We start from the raw sequence: 16627 nt of genomic DNA on the forward strand, positions 1-16627 counted from the left end.
TAGCCCACAATCCCCGCGATCTCGCACGTTTGGCCCGCGAGATGCGGCTCTTCTCCGTTTTGTCGGGGCAGGAATGTGCAAGATCATCGGGGTGGGGGGCGGGAGCGGGTGGGGTGGTCAGGGGATGGTGCGGAGCCAGGTCAGGACCGCCAGGACCCGGCGGTTGGTGTTGTCGTCGGGGTGGAGGTCGAGTTTGCCGAGGATGTTGCCGACGTGCTTGCCGATCGCGGCCTCGGTGACGTGCAGCCGCGCCGCGATCGCCGCGTTGGAGCGGCCCTCGGCGACCAGCGCGAGCACCTCCCGCTCCCGCGCCGTCAGCGCCGCCAGCGGGTCGCGGGGACGCTGCAGCAGCCGGCGTACGACGTCCGGGTCGACGACCGTCCCGCCGCCCGCCACCGTACGCAGGTCGCCGGCGAAGGCGCTCACGTCGGCGACCCGGTCCTTGAGCAGGTAGCCGACGCCGCGCCCGTCCCCGCTGTCCAGCAGCGCGGCGGCGTACGCGGTCTGCACGTACTGGCTGAGCACCACCACGGCCAGGCCGGGCCGCTCGGCCCGCAGCTCCACGGCGGCGCGCAGCCCGTCGTCGTGCCGCCCGGGAGGCATCCGGATGTCGGTGACCACCAGATCCGGGTCGTGCCGCCGGACCGCCGCCACCAGCTCGGGGGCGCTGCCGACCGCGGCGCACACCGCGAACTCGAACCGGTCGAGCAGCGCGGCCAGCCCCTCCCGCAGCAGCACCTCGTCCTCGGCGAGGACGACCCGGGTCACCGGCACGGCAGCTCCACCCGCACCAGGGTAGGGCCGCCGGCCGGGCTGGACAGCAGCAGCCGTCCACCGGCGGCGGCGACCCGGTCGGCGAGCCCGGTCAGCCCGGTGCCCCGCTCGGGGTCGGCGCCGCCGTGGCCGTCGTCGGACACCTCGACGGCCAGGGTCCCGTCGGCGCGGATGAGCCGGACCTCGGCGCGGGAGGCGGCGGCGTGGCGCACCACGTTGGCCAGCGCCTCGGAGACCACGAAGTACGCGGTGGTCTCGACCAGTTCGGGCAGCGGACCGTCGACGTCGACGGCCGTCACCTCGACCGGCAGCGTCGACTCGGCCGCCAGTTCCCGGACCGCGCCGGCCAGTCCCAGGTCGGCGAGGGCCTGCGGCCGGATGCCCTGCACGATCTGCCGCAGCAGCACCATCAGCCCGGTGGCCTGCTCGTGGGCGAGGGCGAGCGGACGGGCGGCGGGGGAGTCCTCGGGCACGTCGAGCCGGGCCAGGCCCAGTTGGAGGGCGAGGTTGGTCAGTCGGGGCTGCGCCCCGTCGTGCACGTCCCGCTCGATTCGCCGGCGCTCGCTCTCGTACGCGGTGGCCAGGCGGGTCCGCGACCGGGCGACCTCGCGCAGCGCCGTGTCGCCGCCGGAGGGGCCGAGCAGCCACCGCGCGACCGCGGCCTGCCCGGCGGCGAGCGCGCCGAGCCCGTACCAGAGCACCGGCAGCAGCAGCGCCGCGGCCACCGCGTACGGGACGGCCTCGGCCGGCGTGTCGACGGTGGCCCAGGCCACCACGACGCGGTCGGCGTCCCGGGCGACCCAGGGCGCGGCGAGCAGGCTGACGTCCAGCAGCACCAGCAGCAGGACCAGCCAGTACGTCAGCGGCACCACCCCGGCGAGCCAGAACGCGTACGCCACTTCCCGCCAGGCGTCGGTGGTCGTGTACCGGGCGGCCAGCCCCCGCCACGGCGGCGCCGGCAGCGGCCGGTTGTCGACGATCCCGAGCCGCCACCGCTCGACGGCGGCCACCGCGGCGCTGACCACCGGCGCGAGCGCGAGCAGGGCCAGGCCGCCGAGGAGCAGGAACACGAGCAGCGCCGGGGAGGGCGGCGGGCCGTCCCCGCGCACGGCGTTGACGGCGGCGATCAGCGGCGCCACCACGAACAGCAGGCCGGCCCCGAGCAGGCCGGCGACCGGCACCGTGGTCGCCAGGTACGCCAGTGCCCGCCACGGCCAGGCGGAGAGCAGGTAGCCGCGCCGACGCAGCGCGGCGGCCAGGTGCGGGGAGTTCGTCATGCCTCCAGACGCTAGTGAGCGGGCGGGACCGGTCCCAGCCGTCTGGAACCCCGGTTCCGGGTATGCCCAGCCCTACCAACGTCACCGGCTGGCCGTGCTTCGACCGGCCCGCCGCCTGCGCGGTCAGCTCGCCGGCCGCAGGTCGACCCGCGGCTCGGCGGCGCCGGGAGCGAGGAACGCCAGCAGCGCGGCCGCCTCGCCGTGCACCGCCTCGGCCTCGGCCGCGGCGAGCCGCCGGTACGGGCGGACGACCAGCGTGGCCGCGTCCCCGGCGCGCTCCAGCCGCCAGTCGCCGGCGGTGAGGCCGTCGACCAGCAGCAGTTGCGGAACCGGCCCGTGCGGGTCGTACCGCTGCTCCCGGTGCTCGCTCGTGACCACCCGACTGCGGTCGGCGTACGAGACGAGGAGGTTGTCGAAGTCGTACAGGAAACGCGGCGGCGCGGGGGTGTCCCCGTCGGGGCGCGGGGCGTCCGGCAGGTCCACCAGCTCCCGGCCCTGCTCGTCGCGGAACGTCGCCAGCCGGGGCCGGAGCCGGTCGACCACCTCCGCCAGCCGGGTCAGCCCGCACCACCGCTGCACGTCGGCGACGGAGGCGGGGCCGAAGGCGGCGAGGTACCGCAGCACCAGGTCGTCCAGGGTCGCCCCGGCGGCGGGGGCGGACCCCAACCAGGCGTCGGCGGTGGTGTGCGCGATCGGGCCGCTGCGCCCCCACAGTCCGCGCGGCGGCACCTGGACGAGCGGGACCTGGTTGCGCACCGCGTACGCCAGGCTGGCCCGCGGCCGGCCCGGAAAGCGGGTGGCGAGCCGCTCGCCGAGCTGCCGGTTGGTCATCGGCGTCTCGGCGAGGATCTCCCGGGCGGCGGCGATCAGGGCGGGCAGGTCGATGCCGGCGACCGGTGGGCCGTGGGTCGAGTTGCCGAACAGGTCCCGGTCGAGGGCCGGCTGCACCAGCGGTCGCAGCAGGCGCGCGTCGGCGGCGGTGACCAGGTGCAGGGTGGAGCGCATCAGCGCGATGCGGACCAGCCGACGGTCGACGAGCAGGCCGGCGACGGCGTCCGGGTCGAGGCCGGCGAGCCGGCTCCACAGCCCCACGTACCAGGTGTGCGGGGTCTGTGCCTGCACGCCGGCCAGGTGCCGCACCGCTGCGGTGACCGGCAGGTCGTGGCGGCGCAGCAGGAGCTGCCGGGCCAGGGTGGCGCGGTTGAGGCGGCGGCGGTCCAGGGTCGGCGTCATGGTCGGTCCCTTCCGGGCGGTCGCCGGCCGGCCCGAGCGGGCCGGCCGGCGGGGGCGGACTCAGCGCAGCGCGGCGAAGAACTGCCGGAGGTCCGCCACCAGCAGGTCGGGCACCTGGTGGGCGGCGAAGTGCCCGCCCCGGTCGTAGGTGTGCCAGGAGACGATGTTCTTGTGGTCGCGCTCGGCGAGCGTGCGGATCGACTGGAAGTCCCAGGCGAAGTTGGCCAGGCCGAGCGGCACGGTGGTCGGCTCCAGCGGCCGGGTGCCCCGTCCGTTGACCTTCTGCTGCGGGTGCACCGCCTCGGCGTCCTCGTAGTAGTAGCGGGCCGCGGAGGCGGCCGTGTTGGTCAGCCAGTAGATGGTCGTGTTGGTGAGGACGTGGTCGACGTCGAGCTGGTCTTCCATCAGCTGGCCCAGCCAGCCGAGCAGGCCCACCGGCGAGTCGGCCAACGCGTGCGCCAGGTTCTGCGGCGCGGTCGAGTGCAGCTTGTCGTAGGCGCCCTGCCGCTGCACGAACCACTCGGCGAACGCCACCTTGCTCCGCTCCTCCTCGGTGAGCGCGGCCAGCTCCGTCGGGTCACCGGAGGGTAGGGAGAAGAGCTGGCTGACGTGCACTCCGAGCACGTGCTCCGGGTCGGCCCGGCCCACCTCCGGGGAGACGAACGCACCGAGGTCGTTACCGGCCGCGCCGTAGCGGTCGTAGCCGAGGCGGCGCATCAGCTCGGCCCAGGCGCGGGCCACCCGGAAGCGGTTCCAGTCGCGCTCGCGGGTCGGCCCGGAGAAGCCGAACCCCGGCACCGACGGGATCACCAGGTGGAAGGCGTCACCCGGGTCGCCGCCGTGCGCCCGAGGGTCGGTCAGCGGGCCGATCACGTCCAGCCATTCGACAACAGTTGTCGGCCAGCCGTGGGTGAGGATCAGCGGGGTGGCGTCCGGCTCGGGGGAGCGGACGTGCAGAAAGTGGACGGTCTGTCCGTCGATCTCGGTGATGAACTGCGGGTACGCGTTGATCCGCGCCTCCCACTCCCGCCAGTCGTACGCCGTGCGCCAGCGCTCGGCCAGCCGCCGCACGTAGCTCAGCGGGACGCCGTACTCCCAGCCGGGCGCGATCGGACCGGCGGGGGCGGCCTGGTCCGGGTCGGCGGGCAGTTCCTCGGCCCAGCGGGTCCGCGCCAGGCGGTCGGCGAGGTCGTCGAGGTCGGCCTGCGGGACATCGATGCGGAACGGAACGATCGCGGTGTGCTCAGCCATGCCAGCAAGCCTAGGGATCAATTAGGACGATTCCGTTCCTCATTCTCGGCGAGAATGAGGGAATGTTGGAGACCTCGGCGCGGCTGCTGCGCCTGCTGTCCCTGCTGCAGACCCCGCGCGCCTGGACCGGCACCGAGCTCGCCGAGCGGCTGGACGTCAGCACCCGGACCGTCCGCGCCGACGTGGAGCGGCTGCGCACCCTCGGGTACCCGGTGCACGCCACCCGGGGCGCGATCGGCGGCTACCGGCTCGGCGCCGGTGCCGCCCTGCCGCCGCTGCTGCTCGACGACGAGGAGGCGGTCGCGGTCGCGGTCGGGCTGCGCACCGCCGCCGCGGGCAGCGTCGCCGGGGTCGAGGAGACCTCACTGCGGGCCCTCGCGAAGCTCGAGCAGGTGCTTCCCGCACGGCTGCGCCGCCGGCTGAACGCGCTGCACGCGTACACCGTGCGGGTCCCGCACGACGAGCCCGGCCCGCAGGTCGACGCCGCCGCCCTGGCCACGATCTCCGCCGCCTGCCGGGACCGGGAACGGCTCCGGTTCGGGTACGCGAGCCACGACGGCGCCGGCACCCGGCGCACCGTCGAGCCGTACCGGCTGGTGACCTGGGGCCGGCGCTGGTACCTCGTCGGGTACGACCCCGAGCGGGCCGACTGGCGCACCTTCCGGGTCGACCGGATCACCGCACCCGTACCGACCGGAGCCCGCTTCCCGGCGCGGGACCTGCCCGAGGACGTCGTCGACCGGGTCCGGCGCGGCGTCTCGTCGGCCGGCTGGCGGGTGCGCGCCCGGGTCACCGTGCACGCCCCCGCCGACGTGATCGGCGCACGGATCAACCCGGCCGTCGGCACCGTGGAGGCGGTGGATGCGCACACCTGCGTCCTGCACACCGGTGCCGACCGGGTGGAGACCATCGCGGTCTGGGTCGGCCTGCTCGGCGTGGACTTCACCGTCACCGACCCACCCGAGCTGGCCGAGGCACTGCGTACCATCGGCGAGCGTTACCTGCGCGCGGCCGGAAATTGAGCTGCGGACGCTGTTAGGGTTGAAGCGCTGACCGGATCGAGGAGATCGACATGCTCATCGGGGACGACGACATCTCCGGGTGACCACACCCGCGGGCGCCCGCGCGCCCCCGTCGTCATCCGGGCGATCACCGCCCGTCCGTCTGCTCCCCGAGGATCGATCCATGTCCGACGCCTGCGTCGTCTGTTCCCACCTCTCCTTCTCCTGGCCGGATGACACCCCGGTCTTCCAGGACCTCTCGGTGACCGTGCCGTCCGGCCGCACCGGCCTGGTCGCGCCCAACGGCGCCGGCAAGAGCACCCTGCTGCGGCTGATCGCCGGCGAACTGGCCCCGACCGCCGGCAGCGTCACCGTCGAGGGCGTTCTCGGCTACCTGCCGCAGAGCCTGCCGCTCGACGGCGAGCTGACCGTGGCCGAGGTGCTCGGCGTCGACGCCGTGCTGCGCGCCCTGCACGCCATCGAGTCCGGCGACGCCGCCGAGGAGCACTTCACCACCGTCGGCGACGACTGGGACGTCGAGGACCGCAGCCGCCACGAGCTTGACCGCCTCGGCCTCGGCGACGTCGCGCTCGACCGCCGGCTGGCCTCCCTCAGCGGCGGGCAGGTCGTCTCCCTCGGCCTCGCCGCCCAGCTGCTGAAGCGCCCCGACGTGCTGCTGCTCGACGAGCCCACCAACAACCTCGACCTGGCGGCCCGCCACCGCCTGTACGTGGCGCTAGACGAGTTCCCCGGCTGCCTGCTGCTGGTCAGCCACGACCGGGCGCTGCTGGACCGGATGGACCGCATCGCCGAACTCGACCGCGGCGAGGTGACCTTCTTCGGCGGCAACTTCAGCGCGTACGACGAGGCCGCGCAGGCCGCCCGGGAGGCCGCCGAGCGGACCGTCCGCAGTGCCGAGCTGGAGGTCAAGCGGGAGAAGCGGGAGATGCAGCAGGCCCGCGAGCGAGCCGAACGCCGCGCCAGCAACGCCGCCCGGAACCTGAAGAACGCGGGCCTGCCCCGCATCGTCGCCGGCGGTCTCAAGCGCAGCGCCCAGGAGTCGGCCGGCCGGGCCCAGGACACCCACGCCAGCCGGGTCTCCGAGGCCCGGGCGCGACTCGACGAGGCGAGCCGCGCGCTGCGCGACGACCAGACGATCGTGCTGGACCTGCCCGACACCAGGGTCCCGGCCGGGCGCACGGTCTTCTCCGGCACGGGACTGCGCGTCCGCGGCCTGTACGCCGACGACGGGCTCGACCTGACCATCCGGGGGCCGGAACGGATCGCGCTGCTCGGGCCCAACGGTTCCGGCAAGTCCACCCTGCTCCGGCTGATCAACGGCGACCTCGAGCCGTCGGCGGGAGAGACCCGCCGAGCCGACGGGCGGGTCGCGTACCTGTCACAGCGCCTGGACCTGCTCGACGCCGAGCGCAGCGTCGCGGAGAACTTCGCCGCGTTCGCGCCCGGCCTGCCCGACGCGCAGCGGAGGAACCTGCTCGCCCGGTTCCTGTTCCGCGGTGCCCGCGCCGCCCTCCCGGTCGGCGTGCTCTCCGGCGGGGAGCGGTTGCGCGCCACCCTGGCCTGCGTGCTGTACGCCGAGCCGGCCCCGCAGTTGCTGCTGCTCGACGAACCGACGAACAACCTCGACCTGGTCAGCGTCGGGCAGCTCGAGAGCGCCCTCACCGCATACCAGGGCGCGTTCGTCGTGGTCAGCCACGACGAGCGGTTCCTCGCCGAGATCGGGGTGGACCGGTGGCTGCGGCTCGCCGACGGGCGGCTCCGCGAGGCGGGGCCGCCGGACGGCGACTGACGGGCGCGGCACCCGGCGGCGGCCGACCCGGACGGTGGGCCACTCGGGTCCCCGGCGATGACGCGGGGGACCCGGACGCGACGGCGCCCGCCCGAGCCCCGCGGGCGGCGAGGACGCCCACGCCGCCCGCGGAGACCGGCCCGTCAGGCTGTCGCCCGACGACGGCGCGTCCGGTCACCCGGTTCGCGCGGGCGTCCGAGTCGGGGCGAGGTCCAGGTGGGGCCACTCGGCGAGGTCCCGGGAGAGCTGCCGGTCGTGCGTGGCCAGCACGACGGCGGCCGGGGTGGCCCGCAGCGCCTCGGTGAGCTCGTCGACCAGGGCCACCGACAGGTGGTTCGTCGGCTCGTCCAGCAGGAGCACGTGCGGCCGGCTCGCCAGCGCGAACGCGAGGTCGAGGCGGCGCTGCTGTCCCATGGAGAGGTCGCGAACGAACCTGTTCATCGCGGCCTGCGGCAGCAGCCCGAGCGACGTCAACGGGACCGCCTCCGCCTCGTTGATCACGCCGCTGGTGACGAGTGCGCCGACGTGCCGCTCGTACGCGTCGCGCACGCGTTCCCTGGCCGCCGGTGGCGACTCCTGCCGGAGCAGCGCGACGCGGGCTCGCCGCGGCCGTCCGGACCCTCGGTCCGGACGGCCGCACGCACGATCCGTCAGCGGGTGCCGCGGACCCGGCGGACCGTGTCCCGGTACCAGAGCGCGCTGCGCTTGGGGGTGCGCCGCTGGGTGTCGTAGTCGACCCGGACGATGCCGAACCGCTTGTCGTAGCCGTACGCCCACTCGAAGTTGTCCAGCAACGACCAGGCGAAGTAGCCGCGCACGTCCGCGCCGCCCTGGCGGGCCCGGGCCACGGCGCGCAGGTGCTCGGCCAGGTAGGCGCCCCGGTCGTCGTCGGCCACGAACCCGTCGGCGTCCGGCTGGTCGTCGAACGCCGCGCCGTTCTCGGTGATCACCAGCGGGACGCCGGGGTAGTCGCGGCCGAGCCGGACCAGCAGGTCGGTGAAGGAGTCCGGCACGATCTCCCAGTCCATCGCGGTGCGCGGCAGGTCCCGGCGGATCACCCGCCGGACCGGCCGGCCGTCGTCGTCCCGCTCGCGGCCCTGCTCGTCCACGCCGGAGAAGACCTGGCCGAAGTAGAAGTTGACGCCGAGCACGTCGATCGGGCTGGCGATGACCTCGAGGTCGCCGTCCTCGACGGGGATGCGCACGCCGTCGAGGGCCAGGTCAACCACCACGTCCTCCGGGTACCGGCCGTGGATCAGCGGGTCGAGGTAGAGCCGGTTGCCGAGTCCGTCGGCGGCGCGGGCGGCGTCCCGGTCGGCCGCGCTGTCGGTCGCCGGGTCGGCGGTGGCCAGGTTGACGGTGATGCCCAGCTCCAGCGGCCGGCCGGCCGCCGCCCGCAGCCGCCGGACCGCCAGGCCGTGGCCGAGCAGCAGGTGGTGGGCGGCGGCGATGGCGTCGCCGAGGTCGCGCCGGCCGGGGGCGTGGAGGCCGTAGGCGTACCCCAGCATGGCCGAGCACCACGGTTCGTTCAGCGTGGTCCAGGTCCGTACCCGGTCGCCGAGCGCGTCGAAGACCAGCTGCGCGTAGTCGGCGAACCGGTACGCGGTGTCCCGGGCCGGCCAGCCGCCGGCGTCCTCCAGCTCCTGCGGCAGGTCCCAGTGGTAGAGCGTGACCCACGGGTCGATCCCGCGGCCGAGCAGCTCGTCGACCATCCGGTCGTAGAAGGCGAGCCCGGCCGCGTTGGCCGGCCCCCGCCCGCCGGGCTGCACCCGGGGCCAGGCCACCGAGAAGCGGTACGTGTCCAGGCCGAGGTCCGCGATGAGCGCCACGTCCTCCGGCATCCGGTGGTAGTGGTCGCAGGCCACGTCCCCGTTGTCACCGTTGGCCACCGCGCCGGGCACCCGGCAGAAGGTGTCCCAGATGGACGCCGTGCGGCCGTCCGCGGCGACCGCCCCCTCGATCTGGTACGACGAGGTCGCCACGCCCCACCGGAACGTCGGCGGGAGCGTGTCGATCGGGTCGGCCGCGGTGGTCGCCGGGCTGGTGGGGTTGCTGTTCATGGTTCTCCTCGCGGTCGCGGACGGTGAGTCGGTATCGGTGCTGCGGACGTCCGCCGGGCGGGTCACCGGGTGACCGCCTGGCCGGCCGGGTGCAGCCAGCAGGCGACCGAGCGGGCCGGGTCGCCGCCGGGCGCGCCGAGCGACGGGATCCGGCTGTCGCAGGGGTCGAAGGCCCGTGGACACCGCGGGTGGAAGGCGCATCCGGCGGGCATGGCGCGCAGGTCCGGCGGGGAGCCGGGGATCCCGGTGAGCTCGCGCCGGGGCCCGCGCAGCGCGGGGAAGGAGTGCAGCAGCCCCTCGGTGTACGGGTGCAGCGCCGCCCGGTACAGCTGCGCCGCGGGCGCCTCCTCGACGATGCGTCCGCCGTACATGATGGCGATCCGGTCGGAGAACTCGACCAGCAGCGAGAGGTCGTGGGTGATGAACAGCACCGCGAAGCCGAGCCGTTCGCGCAGCTCGGCGAGCTGGCCGAGGATCTGCCGCTGCATGACGACGTCGAGGGCGGTCGTCGGCTCGTCCATGATCACGAGCTGCGGCTCCAGGGCGAGCGCCATGCCGATCATGACGCGTTGGCGCATGCCGCCGGAGAGCTGGTGCGGGTAGCTGTCCATCCGGTCCGCCGAGATGCCGACCAGCTTGAGCAGCTCGCGGGCGCGGGCGAGCCGGGCGGCGGCGCTCATCGTCGGCTCGTGCGCCTTGATGACGTCGAGCAGCTGGGTGGAGACCCGGTGGACCGGGTTGAGCGAGTTCATCGCGCCCTGGAACACGATCGAGGTCTCCGCCCAGCGGAAGCGGCGCAGCTCGGCGGGGGAGAGCGCCATGATCTCGATCGGGTCGCCGTCGGCCGGGTGGTAGCGCACGGATCCGCTGCGGATCACGCCGGGCGGCGGCAGCAGCCGGGTGATCCCGTACGCCAGGGTGGACTTGCCGCTGCCGCTCTCGCCGGCCAGCCCCAGCACCTCACCGCGGCGCAGGGTCAGGTCGACGTCCCGGACCGCCCGCACGGCCTGGTCGCCCACCCCGTAGTCGACGTTGAGCCCGGTGATCTCCAGGACCGTGCGCGTCATCGGCGCTCACCCTTCCGGTCGGTGCTGCTGAGGACGACCGCGTCGACGGATACCGGCGGCGGGGCCGCCGGCGGCGGGTCGAGGACGGGGGTGAAGCCGACCCGCATCCGCACGGTGCGTCCGGACGCGGTCCGGATCCGGCTCCTGCCGCTGCTGCGCAGGCGCGGGCTGACGAACTCGTCGATGCCGAAGTTGATCAGCGCGAGCGCCGTGCCCAGCAGCGCGATGGCCAGGCCGGCCGGCACGAACCACCACCACGCGCCCTGCGCGAGGGCCTGCTGACCCTGGGCCCAGAACAGGATGGTGCCCCAGTTCCACGACGTGACCGAGGAGATGCCGATGAAGGCCAGCGTGATCTCCGACATGACCGCGAAGATGACGGTGCCGACGAAGCCGGACGCGATGATCGCGGTGAGGTTGGGCAGGATCTCGAACAGGATGATGCGCCAGGTCCGCTCGCCGGTGGCCCGCGCCGCCTCGACGTAGTCGCGGCCGCGCAGCGACAGCGTCTGCGCGCGCAGCACGCGGGCGCCCCACGCCCACGACGTGAAGCCGATGATGAGCGCGACCAGCAGGTCGCTGGCCCGTTCGACGATCGACGTCACGATGATGATCAGCGGTAGCGCCGGGATGACCAGGAACACGTTGGACAGCGCCGACAGGCCCTCGTCGGCCACGCCGGCGAGGTAGCCGGCGGTCACGCCGATGAGGATGGACAGGATCGTCGCGAGCACGCCGGCGGTCAGGCCCACGACGACGACGCTGCGGGTGCCGACCAGGATCTGGCTGAAGATGTCCTGGCCGAGATGGGTGGTGCCGAACCAGTGCTCGGCCGACGGCGGCTGGAGGACGTCGCTGCTGCGCGCCGACGGGTCGTACGGCGCCACCCAGGGCCCGATGACCGCGAAGAGGCCGTAGATGGCCAGCACGACCAGCCCGGTGGCGACCTTGGCGTTGGCCAGGAACCGGAAGCGGCGTCGCTTCGCCCGGTCGGGCGTGGCCGACGGCTGCGCCATCGCGCCCTGGCCGGGGATGACCTGCTCGATGCTCGACGGTGAGATCGCCATTCGCTCAGCTCTTTCGGGTCCGCGGGTCGAGGAGCAGGTACGCCACGTCGGCGAGGAGGTTCGCCACCAGCACGGAGATCGTGATGATCAGGAAGATCCCCTGCAGCAGCGGGTAGTCCTTGGCGCCGACGGCCTGGAAGAGCTGGTACCCGAGGCCCGGATAGGAGAAGACGATCTCCACCAGGAGGGTGCCGCCGACGATGAACCCGAGCGACAGCGCGAAGCCCGAGACGTTGGGCAGCAGCGCGTTGCGGGCCGCGTAGCTCAGCGCCACCCGGCGCTCCGACAGGCCCTTCGCGTGCGCGACGGTGATGTAGTCCTCCGACGAGACGGTGACCATCATGTTGCGCATGCTGAGGATCCACCCGCTCATCGACGAGACCAGGATGGTGGCGGCGGGCAGGAGGCTGTGCTGGATCGCGCTCGGGATGAAGTACTGGTCGAACGCCGGCACCAGCCCCGGCTCGTAGCCGCCGGAGGACGGGAAGAAGCTGCCCGGCCCGGCGAACAGGGCGATCGCGACGAGCCCGAGCCAGAAGTACGGGATCGAGGACAGGAACGTGGTGACCGGCAGCAGCCCGTCGATCCAGGAGCCGCGCCGCCAGCCGGCGCCCACGCCGAGCGCGGTGCCGAGCAGGAAACTGACGACGGTGGTGATGCCGACCAGGCCGACGGTCCACGGCAGGCTGTCGGCGATCACCGTCGACACGGGCGTCGGGAAGAACGTGAACGACAGGCCGAGGTCGCCGTGGAGGAGCTGCCCCCAGTAGTCGACGTACTGCTTCCAGAGGCTCGCGTCCTGGTCCAGGCCGAACAGCACGCGGAGCGACTCGATGGCATCCGCGCTGATCCGGCCCTGGTTGCGGGAGATCAGCGACTGGACCGGGTCGCCGGGGACCAGCCGTGGGATGAAGAAGTTGAGGGTGATCGCCGCCCACGCCGTGAACAGGTAGAAGGCCGTCCGTTGCAGCAGGAACCTCATCGGGCGTCTCCCACCGTCGTCGGCTCGTAGAGCCAGCAGGCGGCCCAGTGCCCGGGCCGGTCGCCGATCTCCAGCCGGGGCGGCAGCTCGGCCGTGCAGCGGGGCATCGCGTGCGGGCACCGGGGGTGGAACCGGCAGCCGGTGGGCGGGCTGATCAGGCTCGGCGGCTCGCCGTGGGCGCGGTCGGCCCCGGCGCCGGCGTCGTCCGTGCCGCTGATCCGGTCCGGGTCCGGCGCCGACTCGACGAGCAGCTGGGTGTACGGGTGGGCCGGGCGCTGGGTGACGGTCTCGCTGTCGCCGCCCTCGACCATGCGCCCGGCGTACATGACGATCGTCTCGTCGGCGAAGTAGCGGGCCGAGGCGATGTCGTGGGTGATGTAGAGGATCGCGAGGTCGAGCCGTTCCTTGAGGTCGCGCAGCAGGTTGAGCACGCCGAGGCGGATCGAGACGTCCAGCATGGAGACCGGTTCGTCGGCGAGCAGCACGTCCGGGTCGGCCCCGAGCGCCCGGGCGATCGCGACGCGCTGCCGCTGGCCGCCGGAGAGCTCGTGCGGGAACGCGTCCAGGTAGCGCTCGGGCGGGGTGAGGCTGACCCGGGTGAGCAGGTCGGCGAGGGCCCGCTCCAGGTCCTCGGCGCTGCGCCCGGCGTTGCCGTGGATCCGCAGCGACCGGGTGAGGTGGTAGCGGACGGTGTGCACCGGGTTCAGCGACGCGAACGGGTCCTGCAGGATCAGCTGGACGCGTCGTACGTACGCCCGGAACGCGCGTCCGCCGCGGACCCGGGTGGACGTGCCGTGCAGGCGGATGTCGCCGGCCGTGCGGGGGTGCAGCTGGGTCAGCAGCCGGGCCACCGTGGACTTGCCGGAGCCGGACTCACCGACCAGCGCGGTGACCCGGCCCCGGCGCAGCGCGAACGAGACGTCGTCGACGGCGTGCACGGCGGCGGTGGTCCGGGAGAGGAGGTCGCGCAGGCGCCTGCGGACGGGGAAATGCTTGGTCAGGCCGACGGCCTCCAGCACCACCTCGTTGACCGGCGCCTCCGCGCTTTCGCTCGACGTCATGGGCGAGTTCCTGTCTCAGGGGTGGGGCCTCCGCCCCGGCCGTCCCGTGGCCGGCCGGGGCGGAGGCGTCGGGGATCAGCTGCCGGCGGGCTTGAGGTGCAGGACCACGTCCAGCGCGTTGGGCTGGGTGGGCTGCATCGCGCCGTACGGGTTCGAGTCGTCGGGCCAGCCGGTCCAGTTCTTGGTGCTGTACGCGCCGCCGATGTTGTCCGCGCCGACCGGGATCATCGGCATCTGCTCGACGAAGATCTTCTGCAGCGTGTGCAGCGCGGTGGTACGGGCGGCGTCGTCGGTCGCGTTCGCGTAGGCCACCAGGGCGTCGGTCGCCTCCTTGTTGTTGAAGCGGCCGAAGTTGCCCGCCGGGGAGGCGGTGCCGATGGGCTTGAGCACCCGACCGTCCATGATGGTCCGGTAGATGTCGTACGGCGTGGCGCCGCCCTCGGTCCACCGGAAGGTCGCGTCGAAGTTGCCCTGCTCGACGTTGCGGAACCAGGCGTCCTGGTTGGCCTTGTCGACCGTCGCGGCGATACCGATCTTGGACAGGTTGTCCTTCACGATCTCCAGGCTGGTCTGGTAGTCGGACCAGCCGGCCGGGTCGGTCAGGGTCAGCGTGACGGCCTTGCCGGTCTTGTCCTTGAGGGTGTTGCCCTCCAGCTGGTAACCGGCGCCGGCGAGCAGCGCCTTGGCGCCCTCGACGTCCACCTTGTGCTCCTGGCCCTTGAACTCCGGGGCGATGAAGGCGTCACCGGCCGGACTGGGCAGGCCCGTCACGCTCTTCACCAGCGGGTGGAAGTACTCGGCCTCGGCCGTGACGAAGATGTCCTCGCGGTCGATGACCATGTTCATCGCGCGGCGCAGCGCCGGGTCGTCGAACGGCTTCTTGGTGGTGTTGATGTAGAGGCCGTGGATGCCCAGGATGGCCGGTGCCCACACCTTGTGGTGGGCCGGGTCCTTGTCGACGAAGACGGTCTTGTAGTTGGGGATGAAGACGAAGCTCCACTCCGACTCGCCGTTGGCCAGCGCGGTGGTCTGCGCGCTGTTGTCGGTGTACGACGTGAACCGCAGCTCCTTGACCTTCGGCGGGTCCTGCCAGTAGCCGCTGTCCCGCACGGTCAGCGTGGTGGTGGCCGGGGTGAAGGACTTCAGCGTGTACGGGCCGCTGCCCACCGGCTGCTTGACCGGGTCGGTCGTCGGGTCGCTGATCTTCTCCCAGATGTGCTTGGGGACGATCGGCACCCGCCACAGCACCTTCTGCTGGTTGACGAACTGCGGGCTGGACGTCTTGATCGTGACCTCGTTGCCGCTGGCCGTCGCCTCCGTGTACGGCACGCCCTGGTCGTTGAGCGCCGGGAACTTGACGAGCAGGTTGTAGGTGAACGCGACGTCCTCGGCGGTGACCTTCGGCCCGTCCGACCAGGTGGCGTTGTCGCGGATGGTCACCTTGACCGAGGTGTAGTCCGCCGACCACTCCGCCTTGGTGGCCAGCCAGGGCTTCATCGGGTCGGCCGGCTTGACCGGGTTCCACATCATCAGCGGCTCGTAGAGCTGCCACCGGTAGCCCAGCGAGGCCGCGGCCGAGGTGGTGAGGAACGGGTTGTTGTTCTCGGTCTGCGGGCCGTTGGGCATGCCGACGTTGAGGACGGTGGCGGCCGGGCCGCTGTCCCGGTTGGCGTTCGGGCTGTCGCCGCAGGCCGCCATGGTGGTGGCCACCGCGCCGGCCAGCGCGATGGCGAGGAGCCGTCGTCTTCTCATGGGGGTCTCCCTCGGTGTTCCCCGAGCGGGGATGTGATGGATGGAGGGTGTGCGGTGTTACCACCGGTGGGCGGTGCCCGCCGGCGTCGTCGGTGTCGGTGTGCGGTCAGGTGGCGCGGGTCGAGGCGCGCACGGTGAAGCCGGTGGGGATGACGATGGGGGAGTCGGGCAGTGGTGTGCCGTCGAGGTGGGAGATGAGCGTGCGGGCGGCCGCCGCCCCCATCTCCCGCAACGGCTGGCTCACCGAACTCAGTGGCGGGTGGGTGTGCCCGGCCAGGGGCAGGTCGTCGAAGCCGACGACCGCGACGTCGTCGGGCACCCGGCGGCCGGCGTCCATGAGGGCCTGCAGGGCCCCGGCGGCGGACAGGTCGTTGTGGGCGAACACGGCGTCGAACGGCACGGCGGCGGCGAGCATGCGCTGCACCGCCGCCCGGCCGCACTCGAAGGTGAAGTCCCCCTCCACCACGCGGTCCGGGTCGATCGGCTGCCCTGCCTCGGCGTAGGCCTCGGCGAAGCCGTCCGACCGCTCCTTCGTGCAGCCGAAGTGCGCCACGCCGGTGACCACCACGGGTCGCCGCCGCCCCAGGTCGAGCAGGTGTCGCGCCGCGGCCCGGGCGCCGGCCCGGTTGGTGGTCTGCACCGACGGGAAGCGGGGCCGGTGCGCCCGGTCGTCGATGAGGATGACCGGCAGGCCCTGCTCGTGCAGGGCCGTGATGTAGTCCAACGTGCCCTCCGGCTCCACCACCAGCAGGCCGTCGAAGGACTTCGCCGAGACCTGGGAGGCGAACCGCCGCATCGACTCGTCGCCGCGGTTGCAGCTGAACAGCAGCAGGCCGTACCCCTCGTCCTCGACCACGTCCACCGCGCCCTGGAGCACCTCGCCCATCCACGGCCAGGTCAGGGCGGGCACCAGCATCCCGAGCACCCGGGTCCGGCCGCGGGCCAGCCCGACCGCCCGCGCGCTGGGCACGTAGCCGAGGGCCGCGATGACCGCGCGCACCCGGTCGGCCGTGCTCTGGTCCACCTCGCCCTTGCCGTTGAGCACCCGGGACACGGTCGTCTTGCTCACGCCGGCCCGGCTGGCCACATCGGCAATGGTGATCGGCACGGAGGCGCTCCTCGGCGACGGTCGGAACCGGTTGCGGAACCGGTTGCGGAACCGGTTCCGTCGCAGTCAACTAGAGTGACCACGGTCACGTCAATAACGCGCCGGTAACAATGGTTAACCTTCTTGCCTGTGCCTGTGCCTGTGCCTGTGCCTGTGCCTGTGCCTGTGCCTGTGCCTGTGCCTG

The 16627-nt window shown here is 73.3% G+C and carries 14 protein-coding genes; 2 read left to right on the forward strand and 12 right to left on the reverse strand.

Annotated features, from left to right (window positions below):
- Positions 1–117: 117 nt before the first annotated feature.
- From EV376_RS18705 to EV376_RS18720, 4 genes are all read right to left on the reverse strand, one after another.
- Entirely contained in the window at positions 118–768 is a 651-nt protein-coding gene (locus EV376_RS18705; protein ID WP_207228572.1) for a response regulator transcription factor, read from the reverse strand.
- Entirely contained in the window at positions 765–2051 is a 1287-nt protein-coding gene (locus EV376_RS18710; RefSeq protein WP_130325014.1) for a sensor domain-containing protein, read from the reverse strand. Before EV376_RS18710 ends, EV376_RS18705 begins: the two co-directional genes overlap by 4 nt.
- 123 nt (positions 2052–2174) lie before the next feature.
- Positions 2175–3284, reverse strand: coding sequence for a winged helix DNA-binding domain-containing protein (locus EV376_RS18715; RefSeq protein ID WP_130325016.1), 1110 nt, complete (start codon positions 3282–3284; stop codon positions 2175–2177).
- A 60-nt stretch (positions 3285–3344) separates the two neighbouring features.
- The gene (locus EV376_RS18720; RefSeq protein ID WP_130325018.1) at positions 3345–4535 is read right to left on the reverse strand and encodes an epoxide hydrolase family protein; all 1191 of its coding nucleotides are present in this window, start codon (positions 4533–4535) and stop codon (positions 3345–3347) included.
- 62 nt (positions 4536–4597) lie between these two features.
- Here EV376_RS18720 and EV376_RS18725 point away from each other — a divergent pair, with 62 nt between their 5' ends.
- Together EV376_RS18725 and EV376_RS18730 are read left to right on the forward strand one after the other, a co-directional pair.
- Entirely contained in the window at positions 4598–5557 is a 960-nt protein-coding gene (locus EV376_RS18725) for a helix-turn-helix transcriptional regulator (RefSeq protein WP_130325020.1), read from the forward strand.
- A gap of 163 nt (positions 5558–5720) precedes the next feature.
- Entirely contained in the window at positions 5721–7346 is a 1626-nt protein-coding gene (locus EV376_RS18730) for an ABC-F family ATP-binding cassette domain-containing protein (RefSeq protein WP_130325022.1), read from the forward strand.
- A gap of 174 nt (positions 7347–7520) precedes the next feature.
- Here the strand turns inward: EV376_RS18730 and EV376_RS18735 are convergent, their stop codons facing one another.
- The 8 genes from EV376_RS18735 to EV376_RS18770 form a co-directional block, all read right to left on the reverse strand.
- On the reverse strand, positions 7521–8039 hold the full coding sequence (locus EV376_RS18735; protein ID WP_130328729.1) for an AAA family ATPase: 519 nt from the start codon (positions 8037–8039) through the stop codon (positions 7521–7523).
- Complete coding sequence (locus tag EV376_RS18740) at positions 7997–9406, reverse strand: GH1 family beta-glucosidase (RefSeq protein ID WP_130325024.1); 1410 nt, start codon at positions 9404–9406, stop codon at positions 7997–7999. Before EV376_RS18740 ends, EV376_RS18735 begins: the two co-directional genes overlap by 43 nt.
- Positions 9407–9468: 62 nt before the next feature.
- On the reverse strand, positions 9469–10473 hold the full coding sequence (locus tag EV376_RS18745) for an ABC transporter ATP-binding protein (protein ID WP_130325026.1): 1005 nt from the start codon (positions 10471–10473) through the stop codon (positions 9469–9471).
- On the reverse strand, positions 10470–11540 hold the full coding sequence (locus EV376_RS18750; RefSeq protein WP_165438028.1) for an ABC transporter permease: 1071 nt from the start codon (positions 11538–11540) through the stop codon (positions 10470–10472). The genes EV376_RS18745 and EV376_RS18750 overlap by 4 nt, the downstream gene beginning before the upstream one ends.
- 4 nt (positions 11541–11544) lie before the next feature.
- Complete coding sequence (locus EV376_RS18755) at positions 11545–12522, reverse strand: ABC transporter permease (RefSeq protein WP_130325028.1); 978 nt, start codon at positions 12520–12522, stop codon at positions 11545–11547.
- Positions 12519–13583, reverse strand: a complete 1065-nt coding sequence (locus EV376_RS18760; RefSeq protein ID WP_130325030.1) for an ABC transporter ATP-binding protein — start codon at positions 13581–13583, stop codon at positions 12519–12521. Before EV376_RS18760 ends, EV376_RS18755 begins: the two co-directional genes overlap by 4 nt.
- A 75-nt stretch (positions 13584–13658) precedes the next feature.
- A complete protein-coding gene (locus EV376_RS18765) occupies positions 13659–15335 on the reverse strand; it encodes an ABC transporter substrate-binding protein (RefSeq protein ID WP_130325032.1) in 1677 nt (558 codons plus the stop codon).
- A 106-nt stretch (positions 15336–15441) separates the two neighbouring features.
- A complete protein-coding gene (locus EV376_RS18770; RefSeq protein ID WP_130325034.1) occupies positions 15442–16443 on the reverse strand; it encodes a LacI family DNA-binding transcriptional regulator in 1002 nt (333 codons plus the stop codon).
- Positions 16444–16627 lie beyond the last annotated feature (184 nt).

The sequence above is a fragment of the Micromonospora sp. CNZ295 genome (assembly GCF_004217535.1).

Coding starts and splice junctions, on each gene's coding strand:
- EV376_RS18710 (WP_130325014.1), bottom strand. CDS start 2,051: ATGACGAACTCCCCGCACCTGGCCGCCGCGCTGCGTCGGCGCGGCTAC.
- EV376_RS18715 (WP_130325016.1), bottom strand. CDS start 3,284: ATGACGCCGACCCTGGACCGCCGCCGCCTCAACCGCGCCACCCTGGCC.
- EV376_RS18720 (WP_130325018.1), bottom strand. CDS start 4,535: ATGGCTGAGCACACCGCGATCGTTCCGTTCCGCATCGATGTCCCGCAG.
- EV376_RS18725 (WP_130325020.1), top strand. CDS start 4,598: ATGTTGGAGACCTCGGCGCGGCTGCTGCGCCTGCTGTCCCTGCTGCAG.
- EV376_RS18730 (WP_130325022.1), top strand. CDS start 5,721: ATGTCCGACGCCTGCGTCGTCTGTTCCCACCTCTCCTTCTCCTGGCCG.
- EV376_RS18740 (WP_130325024.1), bottom strand. CDS start 9,406: ATGAACAGCAACCCCACCAGCCCGGCGACCACCGCGGCCGACCCGATC.
- EV376_RS18745 (WP_130325026.1), bottom strand. CDS start 10,473: ATGACGCGCACGGTCCTGGAGATCACCGGGCTCAACGTCGACTACGGG.
- EV376_RS18750 (WP_165438028.1), bottom strand. CDS start 11,540: ATGGCGATCTCACCGTCGAGCATCGAGCAGGTCATCCCCGGCCAGGGC.
- EV376_RS18755 (WP_130325028.1), bottom strand. CDS start 12,522: ATGAGGTTCCTGCTGCAACGGACGGCCTTCTACCTGTTCACGGCGTGG.
- EV376_RS18760 (WP_130325030.1), bottom strand. CDS start 13,583: ATGACGTCGAGCGAAAGCGCGGAGGCGCCGGTCAACGAGGTGGTGCTG.
- EV376_RS18765 (WP_130325032.1), bottom strand. CDS start 15,335: ATGAGAAGACGACGGCTCCTCGCCATCGCGCTGGCCGGCGCGGTGGCC.